This window comes from Halobacillus mangrovi (genome assembly GCF_002097535.1).
Taxonomy (GTDB): Bacteria; Bacillota; Bacilli; order Bacillales; family Halobacillaceae; genus Halobacillus; species Halobacillus mangrovi_A.
Map to the genome: position 1 here is coordinate 4,085,620 of NZ_CP020772.1, position 19,446 is coordinate 4,105,065.

Genomic DNA, 19,446 nt, shown 5'->3' on the forward strand with positions numbered 1-19,446 from the left:
TCATGTTAGATACTCATGCGAGAAAATATGTTCAACCGTCGATTGACAAAACCGCTTCCTTTTTCCTTAACAAAGGACGAACAGCGAATGAAATTACGATTGTTGCCCTGATTGTTGGCGTTTCGACTAGCATTTTTTATGTACTTGGATATCCTGTCCTTGCAGTAGTCATGTTATGGCTCTCAGGTTTTTTAGATGCCGTTGATGGTACGATGGCGAGACACACGAAAACCTCACCTTTTGGAACGGTTATGGATATCACATTTGACAGAGTCGTAGAAATTGCGATGATTGTAGCAATTGCCTACGTGCATCCTGAAGTGGTGTTTCCACTTCTCTTACTCAGTGTTTCTATTGTCATTTCAATGACGATCTTTCTTGTGGTCGGCGCTGTCTCTGAGAAAGCTGGAATCAAATCGTTTTATTATCAAGCAGGGGTGGCTGAAAGGACAGAAGGGTTTATTTTATTCAGTATCATGCTGCTTTTCCCTGATTTTCTTCTATGGTCGACACTGTTATTTTTTGGAGTTGAATTATTTACAGGCATCCAGCGATTTATGGAAGCTAAACGCATACTTTAACATGAATGGTCAGTGGATTCGCTTACTTATACGCCGATTGCTCTGTCCACGTTTTCAACGTGCTCTCCTATCATAAAAAACCATCCGGTACCTATCCATCCGGATGGTTCTAGATTACAAATTCACCATAGCTCCCCCCAGCCGCTTTACCCCCCGGATGTTCGAAATATCTTCAACGAGCTGAAGCAATGCTTGATCCTTTGCTTTTGCCTCAATCATAAAATCAACCGGTTCACCTAGTGTCTTTAGTGTTTTTAATAAAGGCTGTATAAAATCAAGGTTGACGTAATCTGCATGACTGCGGTAGGCATTTTCTGATTTTGGCGATGAGATATGGATTTTTGGCGGTACCTTCATTTCTTTCCATGTATCAAAGAACCTTGGCAGCAACTCATCCAGCTTCTCCTCTTGCTGATGATTGGCCATGTAGTGATGGTAATCAAACATGAGAGGAATCCTTTCTTTTTCGCACACATCAAGTGTTTCAGAGGTCGTGTATGTCTTATCGTCATTTTCCAGCGTCATTTGCTTTTTTATAGGCACAGGGAGTTGTTTAAGATTATCATGAAATCGCGAAACAGCTGCTTTTTTATCTCCATATGCTCCCCCAACATGAAGGTTGATGTGACCTTCTTTTTCCAAATCCATCGCTTCTAATAACGCATAATGGTATTCCATATCCTTCACAGCATTTTCCGTTACATGTGGCTTATCGCTCGTAAAAAGCGTGAATTGATTAGGATGAAAACTTGTGCGCATCTGATGAGTTTGAACCAGCTCTCCGATTTCCTGATAAAGAGACTTAAAAGGAGTGATGTAGTCCCATTGAACTTCTTCATGAGTGGCGAGCGGTACAAGTGAAGATGAAAAACGATAAAGATGGATCTCATGAGCAATATTGAAGTGTAACGCCCTTAGAGTGTTACGGAGGTTGATCTCTGTAATCTTTTTTAGCTGTGAAATGCGATCATCGTTATCTAATTTTTTATATCTAGCATATGTCATTGTTCTAGCAGGGGTTGCTTCCCATAGGGAAAGAGCGTGGGAAACATAGCCAAATCGGATTCTCATAATTAATCTCCTTTAGTCAATCATTTCCTACTATTAAATTGCCCTTCATTCTTATAAAAAAAACGCCGTGATGTTCACCGGCGTTTAAAAGGCATTTTTTAAGTGAGACTCAATTGAAAGAGCGGAGTATTCTCCTGATATTGTTTTCGGTATTGCTTTGGCGTAACTCCAAACTGATCTTTAAACTTTTTTGTATAGTAACTTTGATTACAAAATACAAATTGATTAGAAATATCTGCGATCGGTCTTTTTGAATGCTGCAAATAATACACCGATGCGGAAACTTTCATTTCATTGATGACCTTTTTTAACGTCTTCCCTGTTTGTTCTTTAAATTTCCGCGCTAAATGGGAAGAACTGATCTCCAGCTCTTTTGCTATATCCTGAATGGTAATAGATTTTTCCAAATGAGCACTAATAATATAATAAGCCTGTGTGATCATTGGATGGTCTGACGCAGGCATCCGCCATTCTTTTACAATATTTGAAAAGTAGGAGATTAAAAACTCCATGGAATCTTTTAGTTTATCAGGTGTGGTATGTCGCTCTATGTAATCAATACTTGCTGCATTATAAGCAAACACACGCGACCGCGGAATGTTCCACTCCAATGTGTTTTGAAAAAAGTTTGAAATGAGCGCAATATAAAAATTGCGATAAGCTCGGTAAAGGTCGTGCGGCGCTCTTTCAGCGAGCATTCGATTGACCATTAAAAGAGAGTTTATAGCATTTTCCTCATTCCCTAATTTCATGTCTTCTACGATTTGATTGGCTGCCTCAAAGAAGAGATCAAGATCTGGATGGTCAAGCGTAGCATCGATCTCTTCCATGATCATTGTCGAGAATAATTGGTTTTGATCTGTCATACTCTCACCTCTAATTTAACGATCAACAAGATCTTTCTTTGTGTATCTCGACGCTTTTTCAGAAAAGCCCGATAGTTTTCCTATGAACTAATATAATACTAAAGAACTAAACACCTTTCTATTAAATTTCTGATATTTTTTAATAATAATGTGTTGTTTTTTGATAATTTATGGGCATATCTGTAAAATAATAAACAAAACAAGCTGCCGGTGTAACACTCGGCAGCTTGTCAACGTTTTATCACTACTATTTACCTTACATTCATTTCAGAAGGCTCTGGTCCTTTACGCTCACCACGGTCCAATTTATTAATGGCCTGCATATCTTCTGCTGTAAGCTCAAAATCAAACACATCAAAATTTTCTTCGATGCGAGAAGGCGTAACAGACTTAGGAATGACAATCGTGTCATTTTGTAAATGCCAGCGAATAATTACCTGTGCTGGGGTTTTTCCGTGATTCTTAGCGATGGACTGGATCGTTTCATTCTTCAAAACTTCTCCACCTTGCATGAGCGGGCTCCACGCCTCTAAGTGAATGCCGTTTTGACGGCAGAAATCCTTCAGCTCGTTTTGAGCAAGATATGGGTGGCATTCTACCTGATTAACGGCTGGTTTCACTTCACATTCATCAAGAATACGCTGTAGGTGCTCAATGTTGAAGTTGCATACACCGATGGCTTTTACTTTTCCGTCCTTCTGTAATTGCTCCAAGGCTTTATACGTTTCAACATACTGGTCGTATTCAGGAGTAGGCCAATGGATCAAATAAAGATCTACATATTCTAATCCTAATTTATCCAGACTGGTTTCCAGTGCTTTTATGGTGTTGTCATATCCCTGATCGGTGTTCCACACTTTCGTCGTGATAAAAAGCTCATCACGTCCTAGATCACTTTGACGAATAGCTTCCCCCACTTGCTTTTCATTGCCGTAAATAGCAGCTGTATCAATCGAACGGTAGCCCGTTTCTAGCGCTTTCGTCACGGCAGGAACTGCATCTGCTTCTTCTACTTGCCACACACCGAAGCCGAGCTGCGGCATTTCTATATTGCTATGTAACGTCATGGTTTTCATGTGAATACATCCTTTCTAGAAAAGATACAGTTGTAGTGTAGCACAGACCACTTTCCAAATGCCGGAATTTTGCTCACATGAAGCCATGACTAGTATTCTTCATACATAAGAGTAAGTAGTTCAATTTGACCGTAAATTCCACAGCTCAAGAAGTAGACAGTCTTCCCCTGTTCTTCCTCTTTTTTTATGCTCTGACAGGTTCGTTCTATGACTTGGCCATTCCCTTGTTTATCCCTTCTAGTATCGCGTTTGAATTTAATCGATTGGCCATTGAATGCTAAATCAGTATAAATCGAATCTCCTTCCACCGTGTAGCGGACAATCCGCACCTCATCCGGAGTACCCTTCTTCACCTTTTGCATGAAACCTTCAAGCTTTTTCTGATTCTCCAGTTCATTCTTCATCGATGAATCCTCCGGAATTTCTGGCTTTTCTGCTTCCTTTTCTGAATGTACTTCATTCTCCTCCGTGGTCTGAGTTTCCTCCTCCACCGGGGTGTTCATTCCGCATCCAATCAGCACGAAGAGTAAACCAATACTAAGCATCCGGTACATGACTCACCACCCGCCTTTAATGTATGAGACGAATGGAATGGAAAAAGGTTACAGAATCTCTTACAGTTTTGTAAACACAATTTCCCAATTAGATCCAGTTCCAATATTGTAAGCTTTAGCAAATGATCCTTGGTTAATCGCAACTCCTAAATTATCCAGCGAATTCACATATACAAGCGGCTCTCCTTTATGTGTATCAGCAAAAGACCGTCCAAAGGTCATCGCGCTGTGATAAACTTCTCGCCCATCATATATAATTGTGACGTTTAGTGTATCTCCATACACAATGTCCAACTCTCTGAAAAAAGGCCGCGGGATATTTGTCCATAGGTTTCCGAAACGAACATCTAAAATATCGATGATGCCTTCTGTTGAATGCTTCTTTCTTTTAGGTTCTTTGACAGGTAAGGTGACGAGCGACTCATGATCGATTTTCTCTCCGACTTCTTCATATGAAATGACTCCTGAGGCAAGCCGGGCACCCGTGTAAGCATAAATATCACGCCCATGAAACGTGTAGGATTCTCCAGATTTCGGGAGCCTGTTGATGGTTTCATCAATGATTCTAGCTTCCACGATTCCTTCTGTCCGCTGGATGTGGGTCAATGTGCCATTATCCGGAGTTACTACATAATGCCCTGAGCCTGTCTTGACTACAATACTCCTTCTTGTCGAACCTACCCCTGGATCAATGACCGAAACGAAAACTGTTCCTTCCGTCCAATACGTCATCGTTTGCCAAAGCCGGTAGGAAGCCTCCCATATATTGAATGGGGGGATATCATGGGTCAAATCAAAAATGGATAATTCATTACACACAGAGTGAGCCACGCCATGCATGGCACTTACCGCCCCATCACTAATGCCAAAATCCGATTGTAATACAAGTGCGTTTTTCAATCGTTCTCCCTACCTTTCGTTTTGAAATAATAAATTATTGATAGTTTATAGAATATTCAGAACAAAATCAACTTAACTCCAGAACGGTTGCAATTGTCAGGGCATACGATACCTTAAGGGGGAAGACTATGAAGTACTTAGGAATGTTGCTGTCTAAATCAAGATTTGTCATTAAGTATCTTTTCTATACGGGCGTATGGGTGTTAGGTAGAGTAAAACATCTTATTTCCATGCCATCGAGCTTGGCTATCTCCAAAGAACCCAGACTAAATCGTGAAGTTACTGGATTAGTCAAGGGTCATCAAAATCCAGATGGAGAATTGATTTATCACATCCCTGGCGACCCTGATTACGAAAGAATAGAGCATGCGGTCCTGTTTATTTCAGAGTATGAAGCCATGAAAGCTGGATATCGAAAATGGAACATGTAAAGCTTGCCTACATAGAGAAGGCAAGCTTTCGGTTTGCAGGGAGGAAACTGGAAGGAAAACGGATCACTTCCCTCCCTCTTACTTCAGATATTTTTTCTAATATCCCTTTTCTAAGATTTCACATCCGGGCCGAACTTCCCTTTTTGAAAATCAAGAAACGCTTTTTTCACTTCGCCCATCGTATTCATAACAAATGGACCGTGAGCAGCCACATCTTCACGGATTGGCTCTCCAGAATAGATAAGGACTCTTGACCGGTTGTTTGCCCTTATAAGGAGTTCGCTTTTAACTTCTGCTTCAGCTGATTCGTCAAATGTTAATGTAGCCGCTCCGGTTTTCTTTAAGTTCTCTTCCTCTTCACCTAAATCCACATCACCAGACAGGAGGTAAAGAAAAGCATTATGGTTAAGAGGGAGATGGTGTGTATAGGCAGTTCCTGGTTCAAGCTTAATTTCAGCGAGTGTGATCGGTACTTCCGATTGAAGAGGCCCTTGAACTCCTGCCGTTTGGCCAGCGTACACAAGGACATCTGCTCCGTCTTTAGAGACTTTTACCGCATCCTCTTTGCGTACATCCTGATAGCTAGGTGATATCCCTTTTTTCTCTTTAGGAAGATTGATCCATAGCTGCAAGGTATGAGCAATATCTTCATCTACGGCTTCTTCTGCGTGCCTCGCTCCAGACCCAGCATTCATATATTGAATATCTCCGGATTCAAGGATCCCATGTCCTCCGCGGTTATCAATGTGCTCTAACCTCCCATCAATGACATACGTTAAGGTTTGAAACCCACGGTGAGGGTGGTCAGAGAAAGTTCCTCTTTTAAACCAGTCTTCTGCCATCAATAGAAAAGGATCAAACTCCTGCCAGCGACCTGGTTCAAGGATCATACCTTTTTGTACGGCTGGAAATTCCATCTCGTCATACTTCACGTACCATTTCTTCTCCACTTCCCTCTTCATGCCTATCACTCCTCGGCTCATTTTACATAAAAAATACCAACGAAAAGATTTGAAATCAAGACAAACGATTCGTTGGTATTTTTGGATAAATAGTAATCATTCGATACATTAAAAAGCTGAACAACACAAAAAACAATATGGCGCTCACACCATCGGGAATGGCAATATTTTTAAGAACAACGGTTAAGATCAATGGCAGCGTGGCCGCATAGGCGGTCAGCTTCCACAGCTGCTGGTAGGTCAACTTACGCCCGAGTGCTTTACGCATTAACAAAGCGATACCTGCAAGCATTGAAACCCCAATAAGAATCAGGAAAAGGATGAACATCGGATAAAAAACGATCACCTGTACCAGATACTGTCCCCGTGATACTTCCGTTAAGTTGGTATCAAGATTGCGAATCGTACGGATCATATCGGGCAGGAATAGGACTGCTAAAAGAACAAACAAATAGACAATCGTATTTGTCATTCCTTTACGATTCAAACGAAACATCGCTTCTTTTTTTGGTAAACGTAAACTGTTAATCAACGAGTCAATGAACCCCATTTGTCTCTCCTACCTTAATCGGCATATACAGCCAGTTCTTCTTCAATCTTAACACGAATTTTATCCAGAGCTTCTTCGGGTGTTTTGGCAAAAACTCTCGTGCCGTTCACAATCGCGTATGGCCGCAGCGCACACATTCCGCAATAAGAAAGGCATTCATTCATGAGTACCGCCACTTCAGGGTATTCTGACTCAATAATCCCTTCAATATCAAGTTCCGTAATCAAGTTACCGTCACAGACTTCGACAACGACTACCCCCATGGTTCAATACTCCTTTCTATGATGACTTTAATCTATGCCTAAAATCAATCGTGCCTTACGCTCGTCCTCTTTCATTTGCTCAACTAAGGCCTCAATCCCGTTGAAGTCCACCTCATCGCGCAAATGTCTTAAGAATTTTATTCGAACTTTGTGATTATACAAATCACCTGAATAATCGAGAAGGTATGCCTCGACTTTATAGGAATCACCATTGACTGTTGGGCGGTACCCTGCGCTTATCAACGTGTAATAATGTTCGGGTGTTTCATCAAGCTCAACGACTCCTAAATATACGGCCGGCTTCACTTCCACGTATTCTTCAATCTGGCCGAGGTTTAATGTAGGGAAACCGAGCTCTCTCCCCAGTTGTTCGCCTTTTTCTACGATTCCAGTCAGTTCGAAGGGGCGAGAAAGCATCGCTTGTGCAGCCTCCATATGACCTTGCTGGACAAGCGTTCTAATCGTTGTACTGCTAATTTTTTCACCGTTCAATTTCACTACAGGCAGAATGGTAACTGGGATGTCAATTTGTCTGCAAAGCTCAGCGAGCCCTTCAGCATCGGACCCTCGTCCTTTTCCAAATCGAAAATCCTCTCCTACTACAATCCGGGAAAGGTTCATCTGACTCAAATGCTCAAAAACAAACGTTTCAGGAGATGTCCGGGCATATTCCTCTGTAAACTGAACATGGTAATACCGGTAAACACCGAAACGATCAAGGATTTCGCGCTTATGCTGAGAAGAAGTAAGCGTATAGTTGTATTCCTCCTCACCTTTCAGCACCCATTTAGGATGATCAGAAAAACTATATACAGCTAGCTGTTCACCGCTCCTAACCGTTTTTTTCGCTTCGTGGAGAAGGTATTGATGTCCCAGGTGGACACCATCAAGTTTTCCAATGACTAGCACTGTTTTGTTTTCATTTTTCGGTGGTCTGCCTGATACTTCAACCGTTTCCATCTCCCATGCATCCCCTTCTGCCTATTGTTTAAACCTATTAATTATAATATACCAACATTTATTTAATCAACCCAACAAACAATTTGCAACTTATGTGCACCTTCGATTTAATGGAACTAGCATAGAATTACTGGATAAGGAGTGAGTCCATGATTGAAAAAGCTAAAACCTTTGCTGCAAAAGCTCATGCCGGACAAAAACGGAAGAATTCTAATGTCGATTATATTGTCCACCCCGTACGAGTTGCGAAGACCTTGAAAGAAGCAGGATTTCCGGAAGCAGTGATTTGCGCTGGATACCTCCATGATGTAGTGGAAGATACGGATTATGACTTAAGTGACATTGAAAGCCATTTCGATACTGAAGTAAAGGTGATGGTAGCTGCCCATACGGAAGATAAAAGCAAGTCATGGAATGCGAGAAAGACCCATACGATTGAAACTTTAAGAGGAGCCCCTCTGGAGATTAAAGCGCTGATAATCGCTGATAAGCTGGATAACCTCCAGTCTTTGCGCAAAGATTTAGAGCGGGAAGGCGATGCCATTTGGACTCATTTTAAAGCAGGCTATGAAAAGCAGAAGTGGTATAACGAATCGATTGCAGAGGTGATGGAAGAAGGACTTGAAGCAGAAAAAGTTCCTGAGTTCTTCCACACCTATCGAGAACTAGTCAAACAAACGTTTGATTAGAGTGGGAAGCCTGTGGCTCCGTCTGGCTTGCATCACTTTGGCATGACTTTACACCTTTCTCAGGCTCCCTTGCATCAATTTCATCACAAAAAAAGATCAGGCCAAATACCTGATCTTTTTTCACTGAACAACTGGAGGGAAATACGCATGGATGATCTCTTCATCTGAATGCGGAATTTCTTCTCCTTTTACAATCTGTGCATTATTGATACACCCGCTTGTAAGCAGGATGATGTCATTCTCTTCACCTAATTCAAGAGATTTCAGTACGCCTTCTCTTCTTGTTAAAGACGTGTGTATATTCGGAGCGGTCGGCTGTTGGAATCCCGTAAGCACTTGATCAACAACCGTTTGCGGGTCATTATAACCAGGATGATCGACAGTCACAACTACTTCGTCCGCTTTACCTTCTATAGTCGCTGCCATCTTTGGCATTTTGTTAAAGTCGCGAATGCCGATGCCCGCGATCATTACAATTAATCGGTTGTAATCCAGCTTTTTCACTTCTTCTAGTAAACGGTTCAAGGCTACCGGTGTATGAGCGTAATCAAGAATGACTTTTTGGTTATGAGGGGTTTGGATTACCTGGAAACGTCCTTCAGGTCCTTCTAATTCAGGCAAGACTGCCAGCACTTCGTAAATGTTGTATCCGAGGTGAAGGGCTGTACAAATCGCAGAAAGGACATTAGCTACATTGTATGTGCCATAAACAGGAACATACACACGGTAAGATTCCCCTTTGTAAATTAAATTAAAGAAAGATCCTTCTTCTATAACTTCAATGTTTTCCGCTTTTAAATCAGCTTTGGGATGAGACTCAATGCTGTAAGAGATCATAGACCCTGCGCATTTTTCCTGCAAGTCTTCCCCCATTCCTTTATCATCAAGGTTTACGACTTTGTTTTTAGCCTGCTCAAATAACCTCAGCTTACATTCCTTGTAGTGATCAATCGTCTTATGATATTCCAGATGTTCTTCAGAGAAGTTCGTATGGATCGCTACATCAAAATAGATTCCATCTACTCGATGTTGATCAAGGGCGATCGATGAAACTTCCATAACTGCTGCTTCATCATTCATCTCATAAAGATCCCTGAAGATTTGATGAAGGTCTAGAGATTCAGGGGTCGTAGGGGTGCTTTTTTTGTAATCGATCTTCTTTTTTGAAGTCCAGATTCCTGTTGTCCCTATAGAGCCAGTCGGCATACCAAGAAGGGTCAACAAGGATCTTACATAAGCCGTTACCGTTGTTTTTCCATTCGTACCTGTCACACCAATGGTTTTGATTTTTTCGTCCGGCGCATCATAAAAGAACTTCGAAAAAGAAGCCATGGCTTGCCGGATGTTTTTTACTACTACGAACGTGCAGTATGGGTTTCGGTAGCTCAAGTACTGAAATAATGAGGGATCTGTGCCAACGATAACGTTGGCGCCTCTTTCTATCGCTTCTTCAATGTAGTAGTCCCCATCAAACGTTTCTCCTTTGATGCTGAAAAAAGCAGAGTGCGGCTCTACACGCTTAGAATGAAAAGCCAAGTGATTCACAATTTGCTGGCTTGGACCGAAGATATGTTCAATATTCATATGTTGAAAATCATTTAAATAGATCATCATAGCTGTTTCCTCACTCTTAGTATAGTTTTATCGTCTCTGAATGTAGCAAAAGTATGTATCATTATAAGGCTGGGATTAACGGAAAAGAAACCATATTTTTCTTGAATTCAAAATAGTAGTAAGTATCTTTTCCCATTGCTCATGCAATTCGAAACATAAGAACCGTCCTAATGAGAAAAACAGGTCTAACGCCTATGTTTTTTCCATTATCATCCACCTACCATCCACCTCAGGTCATCCAGAATATGGATGACCTGAGGTGGTAAACGTCCTATTATATACATTTGTATAGTCATGATTTATTTGGGGGTTTTGCGGCTTTTACCAAAAATTGAAAGAAGAGGTCCCTTTATGGAACCTCTTCGACTTTATGCAGAAGGCTGGACTTCCGCTTCTTCTTTAGTTGTATGAGAATGTACCTCTGACTTTTGCCATAAGATTGTCAGACTGATCAGTGTTACAAGAATCGTCGCACCCATATCTGATAAAATGGCGACCCATAAGGTCAACCAGCCTGGAATCGTCAGAAATAGCGCAAACAGCTTCAACCCTAAAGCAAGAGAAATATTTAATTTCACTACTCGGTTAACTTGTTTAGCTATTTTAACCGCACTAGGCAGCTTGCCGAGGTGATCTTGCATCAGTACAATATCAGCTGTTTCAATTGCACTGTCCGTACCTTTACCCATGGCGATACCAAGATCAGCTGTGGCAAGAGCAGGCGCATCATTAATCCCATCCCCAACCATCGCAAGTTTTGTATTTCGGCTTAATGCTTTCACCTGATCTACTTTCTGGTCTGGAAGTAGATCAGCATAAACATTCGTAACACCAATTTTATCAGCTACTTTGTGTGCTGTTTTTTTATGGTCGCCCGTAAGCATGATCGTCTGTTGAATCCCTGCTTGATGGAGACTTTGCATAAGTCCGGCACTTTCTTCTCTGATTTCATCCGCTATCCCAAATACGCCGAGAAGTTCTTCGTCACTCGATACGATGACAAGGGTGTATCCTTCCTCTTTAAGGGCATCAATATCCTTTTGCTGTGTTTCTGGAAGGGTGAGATGAGTAATCGTCTGTTCACTACCAATATAGTACTCATGCTCGCCGATCTCTGCCTCAATCCCTTTTCCAGGGATGGCGTTTACAACCGTAGGCTCTACCAGCGTCTGCTGTTTCGTTTCGACGTCCTTCATAACAGCTTTCGCAATCGGGTGAGAAGAACTTTTTTCAATGGATCCCGCAATTTTATAAAAGTCTTCGCGGTAGACTTTCACCTCTTGTACGGTCGGTTCTCCTTTCGTCAATGTCCCTGTTTTATCAAAAGCGATACTTTCAATCTTGCCTAGCTGCTCAAGGAACACGCCACCTTTAATTAAGATCCCATTACGGGCATTCTTTGTAATTCCCGCAATAATGGCAATCGGTGAAGAAAGAATCAGTGCACAAGGACAACCTACAATCAGGACAGCTAACCCTTGATAAAAGGACGCTCCCCATGCAGCACTCGTTAGTAACGGCGGTGCAACCATGACTAATCCGGAAATCACCATAATTAATGGCGTGTAGTACTTGGCAAAACGATTGATAAATAGCTCTGTAGGAGTCTTCCGGTCCTGTGCCTCTTCGACAAGGTGCAGAATCTTAGCTAAGGAAGAGTCTTGATAAGCTTTGGAGATCTTTACTTTTATTAATCCTTCATTGTTAATACTGCCACCATAAAGTGTTTCCCCGGGTGCTTTTTCTACAGGCAGTGACTCTCCGGTGATCGCCGCTTCATTAACGGAACTGAACCCTTCCATGACAATGCCATCCGATGGAATCTTCTCACCTGCTTTAACGAGCACAATATCGCCTTTTTCCAAAGATTCTATAGGGACGACCGCTTCCGTGCCGTCTTCACTAAGCAAGGTCGCTTGCTTTGGTGCCACCTTCAAAAGTTTTTCCATAGAATGACGAGCTTTTTCCATTCCTAATCCTTCTAAATATTCATTCAGACCAAAAAGGATTGCGACCATGGTGGCTTCCCGCCATTCCCCTATGGCAACTGCTCCGACAAGGGCAATTGTCATTAACGTATCAATGTTGAACTTCAACCGAACGAGGTTCTTTGCCCCTTTGATAAACGTCTGGTACCCGCTGATTGCCATGGCTACAACATACATCAAAATTATAACAAATCCAGGGACCATGCTTTCAACAAAAAATGTCAAACCGAAAATCAGCCCGGAAAAGATGACGAGCAGCTTCATATTGGGTCCGTGTGAATGGTCGTGGTGGTGATGCTCATGACCTTCCTCTTCCACTAATGAAGCACCGTCCGATTTAAGAATTTGCCGGACTCTCTCCAGATCGACATCCTCATCGACCATGAGTTTGCTGGAGCCAAATTTCAGCTGAGAACCTTCCCCGTGATCCAGCTTTTTAATTTCGCTTTCCATTTCCGCTGCACAGTTTGCACAGGATAATCCCTGAAGTTTATATTCCTTCATATTTCTACTCCCCTTTAATGGTGAAGAGCGTGGTTAATCGTTTGCTGTAAAACGTTCATAACGTGATCATCATCATTGGAATAGTATAAGGTCGTTCCCGCTCTCCGATACTTGACTAACCGTAAATTTTTCAAAAACCGTAATTGATGAGATACCGTTGACTGTCGTAGATCTAATGTATCGGCGATTTGATTTACAGACATCTCCTGTTTACAGAGAAGATGTAGGATTCGAATTCTAGTCGGATCGGATAACGCTTTGAACGTTTGGGAGACAACAAACAACGTCTCTTCATCTAACTGTTCTACTTCCTCTTCATTTCCGTCCACTTCTTGATTTGGTTCTTTTTCCATGTATCGGCACCTTCCTTATATGCGCATATATTCATATATACACTTATCGTATGATCGAACATTGCTTTTGTCAACGGACGAACACCCATGTTTACTGTTCGTAGTTAGAGGGAAAATCCTCACATGTCGGCACTTTGTATTGATTGTTAAGGGAAGAAAAAAGTTTCGTTCACTCAAATGGCGAGCGCATTTTTTGTTTTGCATAAACCTGCCGTAAGATTATTTTATGGCTATACCCAATTTAGATAAGGAGGAATTTAAATGTCTAAAAAAGTATTAATGGTCGTTACCAATCATGCAAAAATTACTGAGGATACACCAACAGGAATTTGGTTATCTGAATTCGGAGAGGCCTACAACGAGTTCAAAAATCACGGCTATGAAGTCACCGTTGCAAGTCCATCTGGCGGGGAAGCCCCTGTGGATCCAAATAGTGTGAGCGAAGATGAGCCGCAAGAGATTTTAAATACGAAGCCGCATTTAGAAAATACAACACCAATCAGCGAGGTGAACGCGGAAGATTTTGATGCTATCTTCCTTCCGGGAGGTCATGGTACGATGTTTGACTTCCCTGACAACCAAAAACTTCAGAAACTACTTCGCAACTTTTACGAAGCCGATAAAATTGTAGCCGCCGTCTGCCATGGTCCTGCAGGTTTAGTCGGAGCTACTTTATCTAATGGGGAGCCTCTCGTGAAAGGCAAACGAGTAAGCGCCTTTACTGATGCAGAAGAAGTGGAAACAACACTAGATAAACATATGCCGTTCTTACTGGAAAGCAAACTGAATGAACTTGGTGCCACAGTTCTAACAGGTGAGAAATGGGCTACGCACCATGAAGTAGACGGCAAATTAATTACTGGGCAAAACCCGCAGTCTACAGAAGTTGTAGCTAAAGAAGTTGTGAAACAATTAGGATAGATAGACAAGGCAGCCTCTTTAGTTAAGAGGCTGCTTTTTTATGTAGAAAAAACACCTAATTAAAGGTGTTTTTTTGGCCAGTTTAGGAATTAGCGAGATTTTCTGCAACCTCCGTTATTGTGGCCTTCATCACATCCACAAATCGCTTTTTTGGCCAGGATGAAATGCAGGATGAGCCAAACCACGAATAGGATTGCTACAACGATTAACGTTGTTTCAGCAAAAGCAGCAGCTGCTGCAGATGCTAGAAGCGCAGCCGCAGCTACACCTGCTAGTGCAATCGGTACAAGAAAGGTTGCAAAGACCGCCAGCCCAGCATCTCCAATTCTTCTTAAAAAGTCAGACATAGATTCTCACCTCCTGCTTACATCGTATGTGTGAAAGGAGATAGGACTTGTACAATTGTCTATATTTGGATAGAAAAGGCTGGTAACTATTAAATTTAATAGCCCGTTCTATTCTTGTGATAAAATGAACCAAAACCGCTGAGTGAGGAGAATGATTTTGGATAAGAAATTGGATCATATCGGCATTGCCGTACGTAATATAGAGGAAAGTATAGAGTTTTACACGAAGGTTCTCAGAGGTTCATTGATTGACCGCTACCGCAGTGAAGCGGAAGGGGTCGAGAGCGAGATTGCCATCATCGATATTGATGGAGACAGAACAGAGCTTCTGATGCCGACAAATAATACGACTTCGCCCATTGCCCGGTTTATAAAGCAAAAAGGGAAAGGGGTCCATCACGTAGCGTATCGGGTTGAAGATCTGGATGAGGCTCGAAAGGAGCTTGAACAACAAGGGATTCGTACGCTTGACTGGTCTCTCCGTACCAATAAACATGGCAGGCGATTAATTTACTTGAACCCGGCTGATACGGAAGGCACCATAATTGAGTATTGTGATTATCCCGATCAAAATTAAAAAGGATGTCCTACGAGTGAGTAGGACATCCTTTTTGTATGGTTATTCCACTGTGCGAATTGCTTCCGCTACATCATAGTCGGCTGGGTCTAGTTCCGTTTCTTCTCCAAGTGCCAGACGTGCAAGCTCTGCACCTAAATAGGGACCTGAAGTTAAACCTGAAGCCCCTAGCCCATTAGCCACTAGCAAGCCGTCTATATTTGGCACTTCTCCAAAGACAGGTAAAAATCCTGGAGTGAATGGACGAAAGCCAACCCGTGTTTCTACCAAGGTGCTGTCGTATAAGCCAGGAGCGATCTCCAATGCCTTATCGAATATATAATGCATCCCTCCCGCTGTAGGGCGATTATCGAATCCTACATCATCTTCGTGGGTCGCACCAGCGACAATACGGCCCCCGCCGAAGGAAAGCATGTACTGATTGTTCGGTGGCATTACGACTGGCCATTTGCTTGTGTCTGTGTTCGTCAGCTCAAGATGGACGATTTGCGCCTTTTGAGCAGAAACTAAAAATTCAATCCCGAGAGGCTCAAGCAGCGGCTTTGCCCATGCGCCTGTTGTCATGAGCACCTGGCCACGAATGGTTTTACCGTTTACCTTGACTCCTGTCACCTCATTGTTATCAAAAGCCAAGGAAGCATCGCCTTGGACAAACGTTGCACCGCTTTTTCGAGCAGCATTCAAAAGAGACTCTTTTAAAGCACGTCCATCAACCCTTGCAGCACCGCTGACATGGACCGATCCATATCCGTCAGCTAAAGGAGGAAAATGCTTTTTGGTCTCTTCTGGAGTCAAGCGGGTAACCTCTCCGATTTCCGGTGCGTCCTCTCTCCTTTTTAATGCACGCTCTACCATTTGATCGAGTTTTTTATCATCAGTATGAAGGCTGATGGCTCCTACTCTTCTGTAGCCAGTCTCTTGCTCGCCATCTTCTTTCAACATTTGAATCAGTTCAGGATAATATTTGGCACCGCCTTTGACAAGACGATACCATTTTTTATTTCGTCTTTGCGATAACCAGGGGCATACGATTCCAGCTGCAGCCTCTGTCGCCTGGCCGGGGTCATTCCGATCAATGATCGTGACATCTGCCCCTTTTTTCGCTAAGTGATAGCCTGTTGATGCTCCCAATATTCCTGCCCCGATAACCATGTATTTTTCCATTAAACCAAACACCTTTTTATCTATAAGTTTCTTTCTGTCATTTTACAAGATTAACTATAGACACTCAATTATTCTGAAGATTCTAGCTTCAAACTTAATTTACATACATATTTTACCTTTAAAAACCGCATATAGACATGCGCCCATTTTAGTCTAACCGACATAAAGTGTCCGTATTTTTACTTAGTTCAAATAGATTATGTATGAACCAAATCATACTTTATATTTATTTTTTTCTATATGTAATTTTTTTGTAAATACAATTATCCCAGTGTTTATGACACTATATCTAATCCGTTATTACCATAAATTTGTTCCTGTGTTACTCATTGCCAACCCTTCCTATCGTCCTATACAATTAATTTATGCATACGTGTTAAATACATCTACATTAATAATACGTATAGCATACAAATTATTAAGGAGAGGTGATTGATTTGGAGAAAAACCACAGGACGAAGAAGATCAGCAAAGGTTTAGCCACGATGACTGTAGCGACAACTCTGTTACTGCCGTCTGTCATCCCGGAATCTAGTGTATTGGCTGTAGCTGATACCTATCCGGAAAAAGAACTGGACAAAGCAGCTGCTATGCAGCAAAAGCTAATGGTACAGTCTGTCGAAGCTGTTAATAACGGAGTGAAGCTTGTACTATCTGATAACTACAAAGCTCACATTAAGTTAAAAACAGAAGATGTGGCGAAAATCTCGATTCTGAAGCAAGGAGAAGAAGAAAAACAAACGGCAGCCATTACGGAAACCAATTGGGATACTCCAAGCTTTGAAATGGAAGAAACTGAAGATACGATTTCCATTTCTACCGATGAGATCACAGTGAAGATTAACAAGCAGCCTTTTGGAATTAAGTTTTTAGACAGTGAAGGAAATATCATCAACCAGGACAATATGGATTATGGCGCTGGGTATGAAGACGGAAAGCCTTATGTATTTAAAGACACGACTAATGATGAAGCTTTTTATGGTTTCGGTGAACAGGCTGGTGATTTTAACCGCCGCGGTGACAGCATGGGTATGTGGAACAACGATGCTTATAATTACAACAAAGATACGAAATACCTTTACACCACGATACCATTTTTCATTGGGCTAAAAGATGAAAAAGCTTATGGTATCTTTTTTGATAACAGCAATCGTTCCTATTATGAAATGGCTAGTGAAAGTGACGATTACTATTACTTTTACGCAAATGATGGACAATTGAGCTATTATTTTGCTTACGGACCTGATATTCAAGATGTACTGACGCGTTATAGTCAATTGACTGGGACGATGCAGCGGCCTCCAAAATGGGCGATCGGACTACACCAAAGTAAGTGGGGTTACGAAACAGCTGATGAAATTAAAGGGATTGTAGAAAAATATCGTGAGAAAGATATTCCTCTTGATGGTGTTCACCTGGACATTGATCACATGGATGGTTACCGAAACTTCACATGGGGTGAAGACTTTACAGAAGATCCTGCTGCCTTTAATCAATGGCTGGAAGATAAAGGTGTAAGTTCTGTGGCAGTAAGTGACCCAGGAATTAAAGTAGATGAAGGCTACTACATGTACGATGAAGGAACCGCCAATGACTATTGGGCTACTAATCCTGACGGCAGTCCTTATATTGGAGAAGTGTGGCCTGGAGATTCTGTCTTCCCTGACTTTGCAGAAGAAAATGTTCGTGACTGGTGGGCGGAAAGCCACCGTACGATTTTTGATGCCGGAGTAGATGGGATATGGAATGATATGAACGAACCTGCAGTTTTTGATACCCCTACCAAGACTCAACCTCTTGATGTTAAATACGGAGACATGTTGCACTCCGAATTTCACAACATGTTTGCTCATTATGAAGCAATGTCCTCTGACAAAGCCTTTGATATCTTAAAACCTAACAAGCGTCCATTTGTACTTACCAGAGACATGTACGCAGGCTCCCAACGTTACAGCACACTTTGGACAGGTGATAACGAAAGTTCATGGGAGTCCATGCGTTTAGCTATCCCAATGAATAACAATGTCAGTTTATCCGGTGTACCATTTGTAGGTAATGACATTGGAGGATTCGCCAAGCGTCCAACTCCAGAACTATTTGCACGTTGGATCGAATTCGGCGTATTCATTCCTTTCTCTCGTATACATGCAGATAACGGAAGTACCGTAGCGTTTGATCCAGATGCAAAAGATATTCCCGGGCAAGAACCATGGCAATATGGAGAAGAGGTTGAAGAAATCAGTAAGAAGTATATCGAACAGCGCTACAAGTTGATGCCTTACTTGTACAATGCCTTTATTGAGGCAAGTGAAAATGGCACTCCAGTTCAACAGCCGCTTGTTTACCAGTTCCAAGAGGATGAAAACACCTATGATATCAATCAACAATTCATGTTTGGCTCTTCTCTTCTTGTTGCTCCTGTGGTAGAAGAGGGAGCTACTTCCAGAGATGTTTATCTTCCAGAAGGTGAAACCTGGGTAGACTACTGGACTGGCGAAGAGCATGAAGGCGGTCAAACAATCAACAGAGAAGCTGACTTGAGTACGCTTCCGCTTTACGTCAAAAAAGGGGACATCATCCCTCACCGTAATGTCCAGAAACACACAGGTGAAAAACCATTAGAGAACTTGATCCTGGATACTTACTTGGAAGACAAGTCTTCTTACACGTTCATCGAAGACGATGGCGAGACAGAAGATTACAAGAACGGCGAATTCAATGAAACGACTTTTAACCTAAAACGTAAAGGGAAGCATGTAGAATTCACGTCTAAGCAGAAAGTCTCTAATTATGACTCTTCCCTTGAAACGTATACGCTAAAATTAAACAACGAAAACATGCCAAGAAAAGTCCAAGCAGCATCGACGAAGTATAAAGCAGTAGATTCTCCAGAAGAAGTGAAGCAAAACGAAAACACTTACTATTATGATGAAGAAAACGAGACGACTTATGTGAATATTCCTGTGAATGAAACGAAGAAAGTAAAAATCTTCTTCCACAGTGATAAGAAAACAGAAAAAGCAAAAGGTAAAGCCGAGAATAATCATTAAACACCAATGAAAAAGGTCCGCGGGT

20 protein-coding genes are annotated in these 19,446 nt (G+C 41.9%); 6 read left to right on the plus strand and 14 right to left on the minus strand.

Annotation, left to right across the window (positions count from 1 at the left end):
• Positions 1-2: 2 nt before the first annotated feature.
• Entirely contained in the window at positions 3-581 is a 579-nt protein-coding gene (locus tag HM131_RS20280; RefSeq protein WP_085031644.1) for a CDP-alcohol phosphatidyltransferase family protein, read from the plus strand.
• Positions 582-695: 114 nt separating this feature from the next.
• On the opposite strand, the gene uvsE is transcribed toward HM131_RS20280, so the two are convergent.
• From uvsE to HM131_RS20305, 5 genes are all read right to left on the minus strand, one after another.
• Positions 696-1,652 carry a UV DNA damage repair endonuclease UvsE gene (gene uvsE, locus HM131_RS20285; protein WP_085031646.1) on the minus strand — a complete coding sequence of 319 codons (957 nt, stop codon included), beginning with the start codon at positions 1,650-1,652 and terminating at the stop codon, positions 696-698.
• Between the two features lie 98 nt (positions 1,653-1,750).
• Positions 1,751-2,518 (minus strand): helix-turn-helix domain-containing protein, encoded by a 768-nt coding sequence (locus tag HM131_RS20290; RefSeq protein WP_085031648.1) that lies wholly within the window; start codon positions 2,516-2,518, stop codon positions 1,751-1,753.
• 251 nt (positions 2,519-2,769) lie between these two features.
• Positions 2,770-3,594, minus strand: a complete 825-nt coding sequence (locus HM131_RS20295) for an aldo/keto reductase (RefSeq protein ID WP_085031650.1) — start codon at positions 3,592-3,594, stop codon at positions 2,770-2,772.
• 89 nt (positions 3,595-3,683) lie between these two features.
• Positions 3,684-4,148, minus strand: coding sequence for a DUF4362 domain-containing protein (locus HM131_RS20300; RefSeq protein WP_085031652.1), 465 nt, complete (start codon positions 4,146-4,148; stop codon positions 3,684-3,686).
• 60 nt (positions 4,149-4,208) lie between these two features.
• Positions 4,209-5,048 (minus strand): SAM hydrolase/SAM-dependent halogenase family protein, encoded by an 840-nt coding sequence (locus tag HM131_RS20305; protein WP_085031654.1) that lies wholly within the window; start codon positions 5,046-5,048, stop codon positions 4,209-4,211.
• 128 nt (positions 5,049-5,176) lie between these two features.
• Between HM131_RS20305 and HM131_RS20310 the strand changes: the two genes are divergently transcribed.
• Positions 5,177-5,479: a sunset domain-containing protein gene (locus tag HM131_RS20310; protein WP_085031656.1), complete on the plus strand. Its 303-nt coding sequence runs from the start codon at positions 5,177-5,179 to the stop codon at positions 5,477-5,479.
• A 110-nt stretch (positions 5,480-5,589) separates the two neighbouring features.
• Here HM131_RS20310 and HM131_RS20315 read toward each other — a convergent pair whose 3' ends face one another.
• The 4 genes from HM131_RS20315 to ribF are packed head-to-tail and all read right to left on the minus strand — an operon-like array spanning position 5,590 to position 8,214.
• Positions 5,590-6,441, minus strand: a complete 852-nt coding sequence (locus HM131_RS20315) for a pirin family protein (protein WP_232324834.1) — start codon at positions 6,439-6,441, stop codon at positions 5,590-5,592.
• A gap of 55 nt (positions 6,442-6,496) precedes the next feature.
• Positions 6,497-6,991, minus strand: a complete 495-nt coding sequence (locus HM131_RS20320; RefSeq protein WP_085031660.1) for a DUF1189 family protein — start codon at positions 6,989-6,991, stop codon at positions 6,497-6,499.
• A gap of 14 nt (positions 6,992-7,005) precedes the next feature.
• On the minus strand, positions 7,006-7,254 hold the full coding sequence (locus HM131_RS20325) for a YuzB family protein (RefSeq protein WP_085031662.1): 249 nt from the start codon (positions 7,252-7,254) through the stop codon (positions 7,006-7,008).
• Between the two features lie 27 nt (positions 7,255-7,281).
• Positions 7,282-8,214: a riboflavin biosynthesis protein RibF gene (ribF, locus tag HM131_RS20330; protein ID WP_085031664.1), complete on the minus strand. Its 933-nt coding sequence runs from the start codon at positions 8,212-8,214 to the stop codon at positions 7,282-7,284.
• 149 nt (positions 8,215-8,363) lie between these two features.
• On the opposite strand from ribF, the gene HM131_RS20335 reads away from it, so the two are divergent.
• Positions 8,364-8,903: an HD domain-containing protein gene (locus tag HM131_RS20335; RefSeq protein ID WP_085031666.1), complete on the plus strand. Its 540-nt coding sequence runs from the start codon at positions 8,364-8,366 to the stop codon at positions 8,901-8,903.
• Positions 8,904-9,023: 120 nt separating this feature from the next.
• Here HM131_RS20335 and HM131_RS20340 read toward each other — a convergent pair whose 3' ends face one another.
• The 3 genes from HM131_RS20340 to HM131_RS20350 form a co-directional block, all read right to left on the minus strand.
• Positions 9,024-10,517, minus strand: a complete 1,494-nt coding sequence (locus tag HM131_RS20340; protein WP_085031668.1) for a UDP-N-acetylmuramoyl-L-alanyl-D-glutamate--2,6-diaminopimelate ligase — start codon at positions 10,515-10,517, stop codon at positions 9,024-9,026.
• 368 nt (positions 10,518-10,885) lie between these two features.
• Positions 10,886-13,009, minus strand: a complete 2,124-nt coding sequence (locus tag HM131_RS20345) for a heavy metal translocating P-type ATPase (protein WP_085031669.1) — start codon at positions 13,007-13,009, stop codon at positions 10,886-10,888.
• Positions 13,010-13,023: 14 nt separating this feature from the next.
• Positions 13,024-13,362 carry an ArsR/SmtB family transcription factor gene (locus tag HM131_RS20350; protein WP_085031671.1) on the minus strand — a complete coding sequence of 113 codons (339 nt, stop codon included), beginning with the start codon at positions 13,360-13,362 and terminating at the stop codon, positions 13,024-13,026.
• Positions 13,363-13,623: 261 nt separating this feature from the next.
• Here HM131_RS20350 and HM131_RS20355 point away from each other — a divergent pair, with 261 nt between their 5' ends.
• Positions 13,624-14,283: a type 1 glutamine amidotransferase domain-containing protein gene (locus HM131_RS20355; RefSeq protein ID WP_085031673.1), complete on the plus strand. Its 660-nt coding sequence runs from the start codon at positions 13,624-13,626 to the stop codon at positions 14,281-14,283.
• 89 nt (positions 14,284-14,372) lie between these two features.
• On the opposite strand, the gene HM131_RS20360 is transcribed toward HM131_RS20355, so the two are convergent.
• Positions 14,373-14,630 (minus strand): hypothetical protein, encoded by a 258-nt coding sequence (locus HM131_RS20360; RefSeq protein WP_085031675.1) that lies wholly within the window; start codon positions 14,628-14,630, stop codon positions 14,373-14,375.
• 157 nt (positions 14,631-14,787) lie between these two features.
• On the opposite strand from HM131_RS20360, the gene HM131_RS20365 reads away from it, so the two are divergent.
• Positions 14,788-15,207 (plus strand): VOC family protein, encoded by a 420-nt coding sequence (locus HM131_RS20365; RefSeq protein ID WP_085031677.1) that lies wholly within the window; start codon positions 14,788-14,790, stop codon positions 15,205-15,207.
• A 42-nt stretch (positions 15,208-15,249) separates the two neighbouring features.
• Here HM131_RS20365 and HM131_RS20370 read toward each other — a convergent pair whose 3' ends face one another.
• Positions 15,250-16,371: an NAD(P)/FAD-dependent oxidoreductase gene (locus HM131_RS20370; protein ID WP_085031679.1), complete on the minus strand. Its 1,122-nt coding sequence runs from the start codon at positions 16,369-16,371 to the stop codon at positions 15,250-15,252.
• Positions 16,372-16,808: 437 nt separating this feature from the next.
• Between HM131_RS20370 and HM131_RS20375 the strand changes: the two genes are divergently transcribed.
• Positions 16,809-19,421, plus strand: a complete 2,613-nt coding sequence (locus HM131_RS20375) for a glycoside hydrolase family 31 protein (protein ID WP_232324835.1) — start codon at positions 16,809-16,811, stop codon at positions 19,419-19,421.
• Positions 19,422-19,446 lie beyond the last annotated feature (25 nt).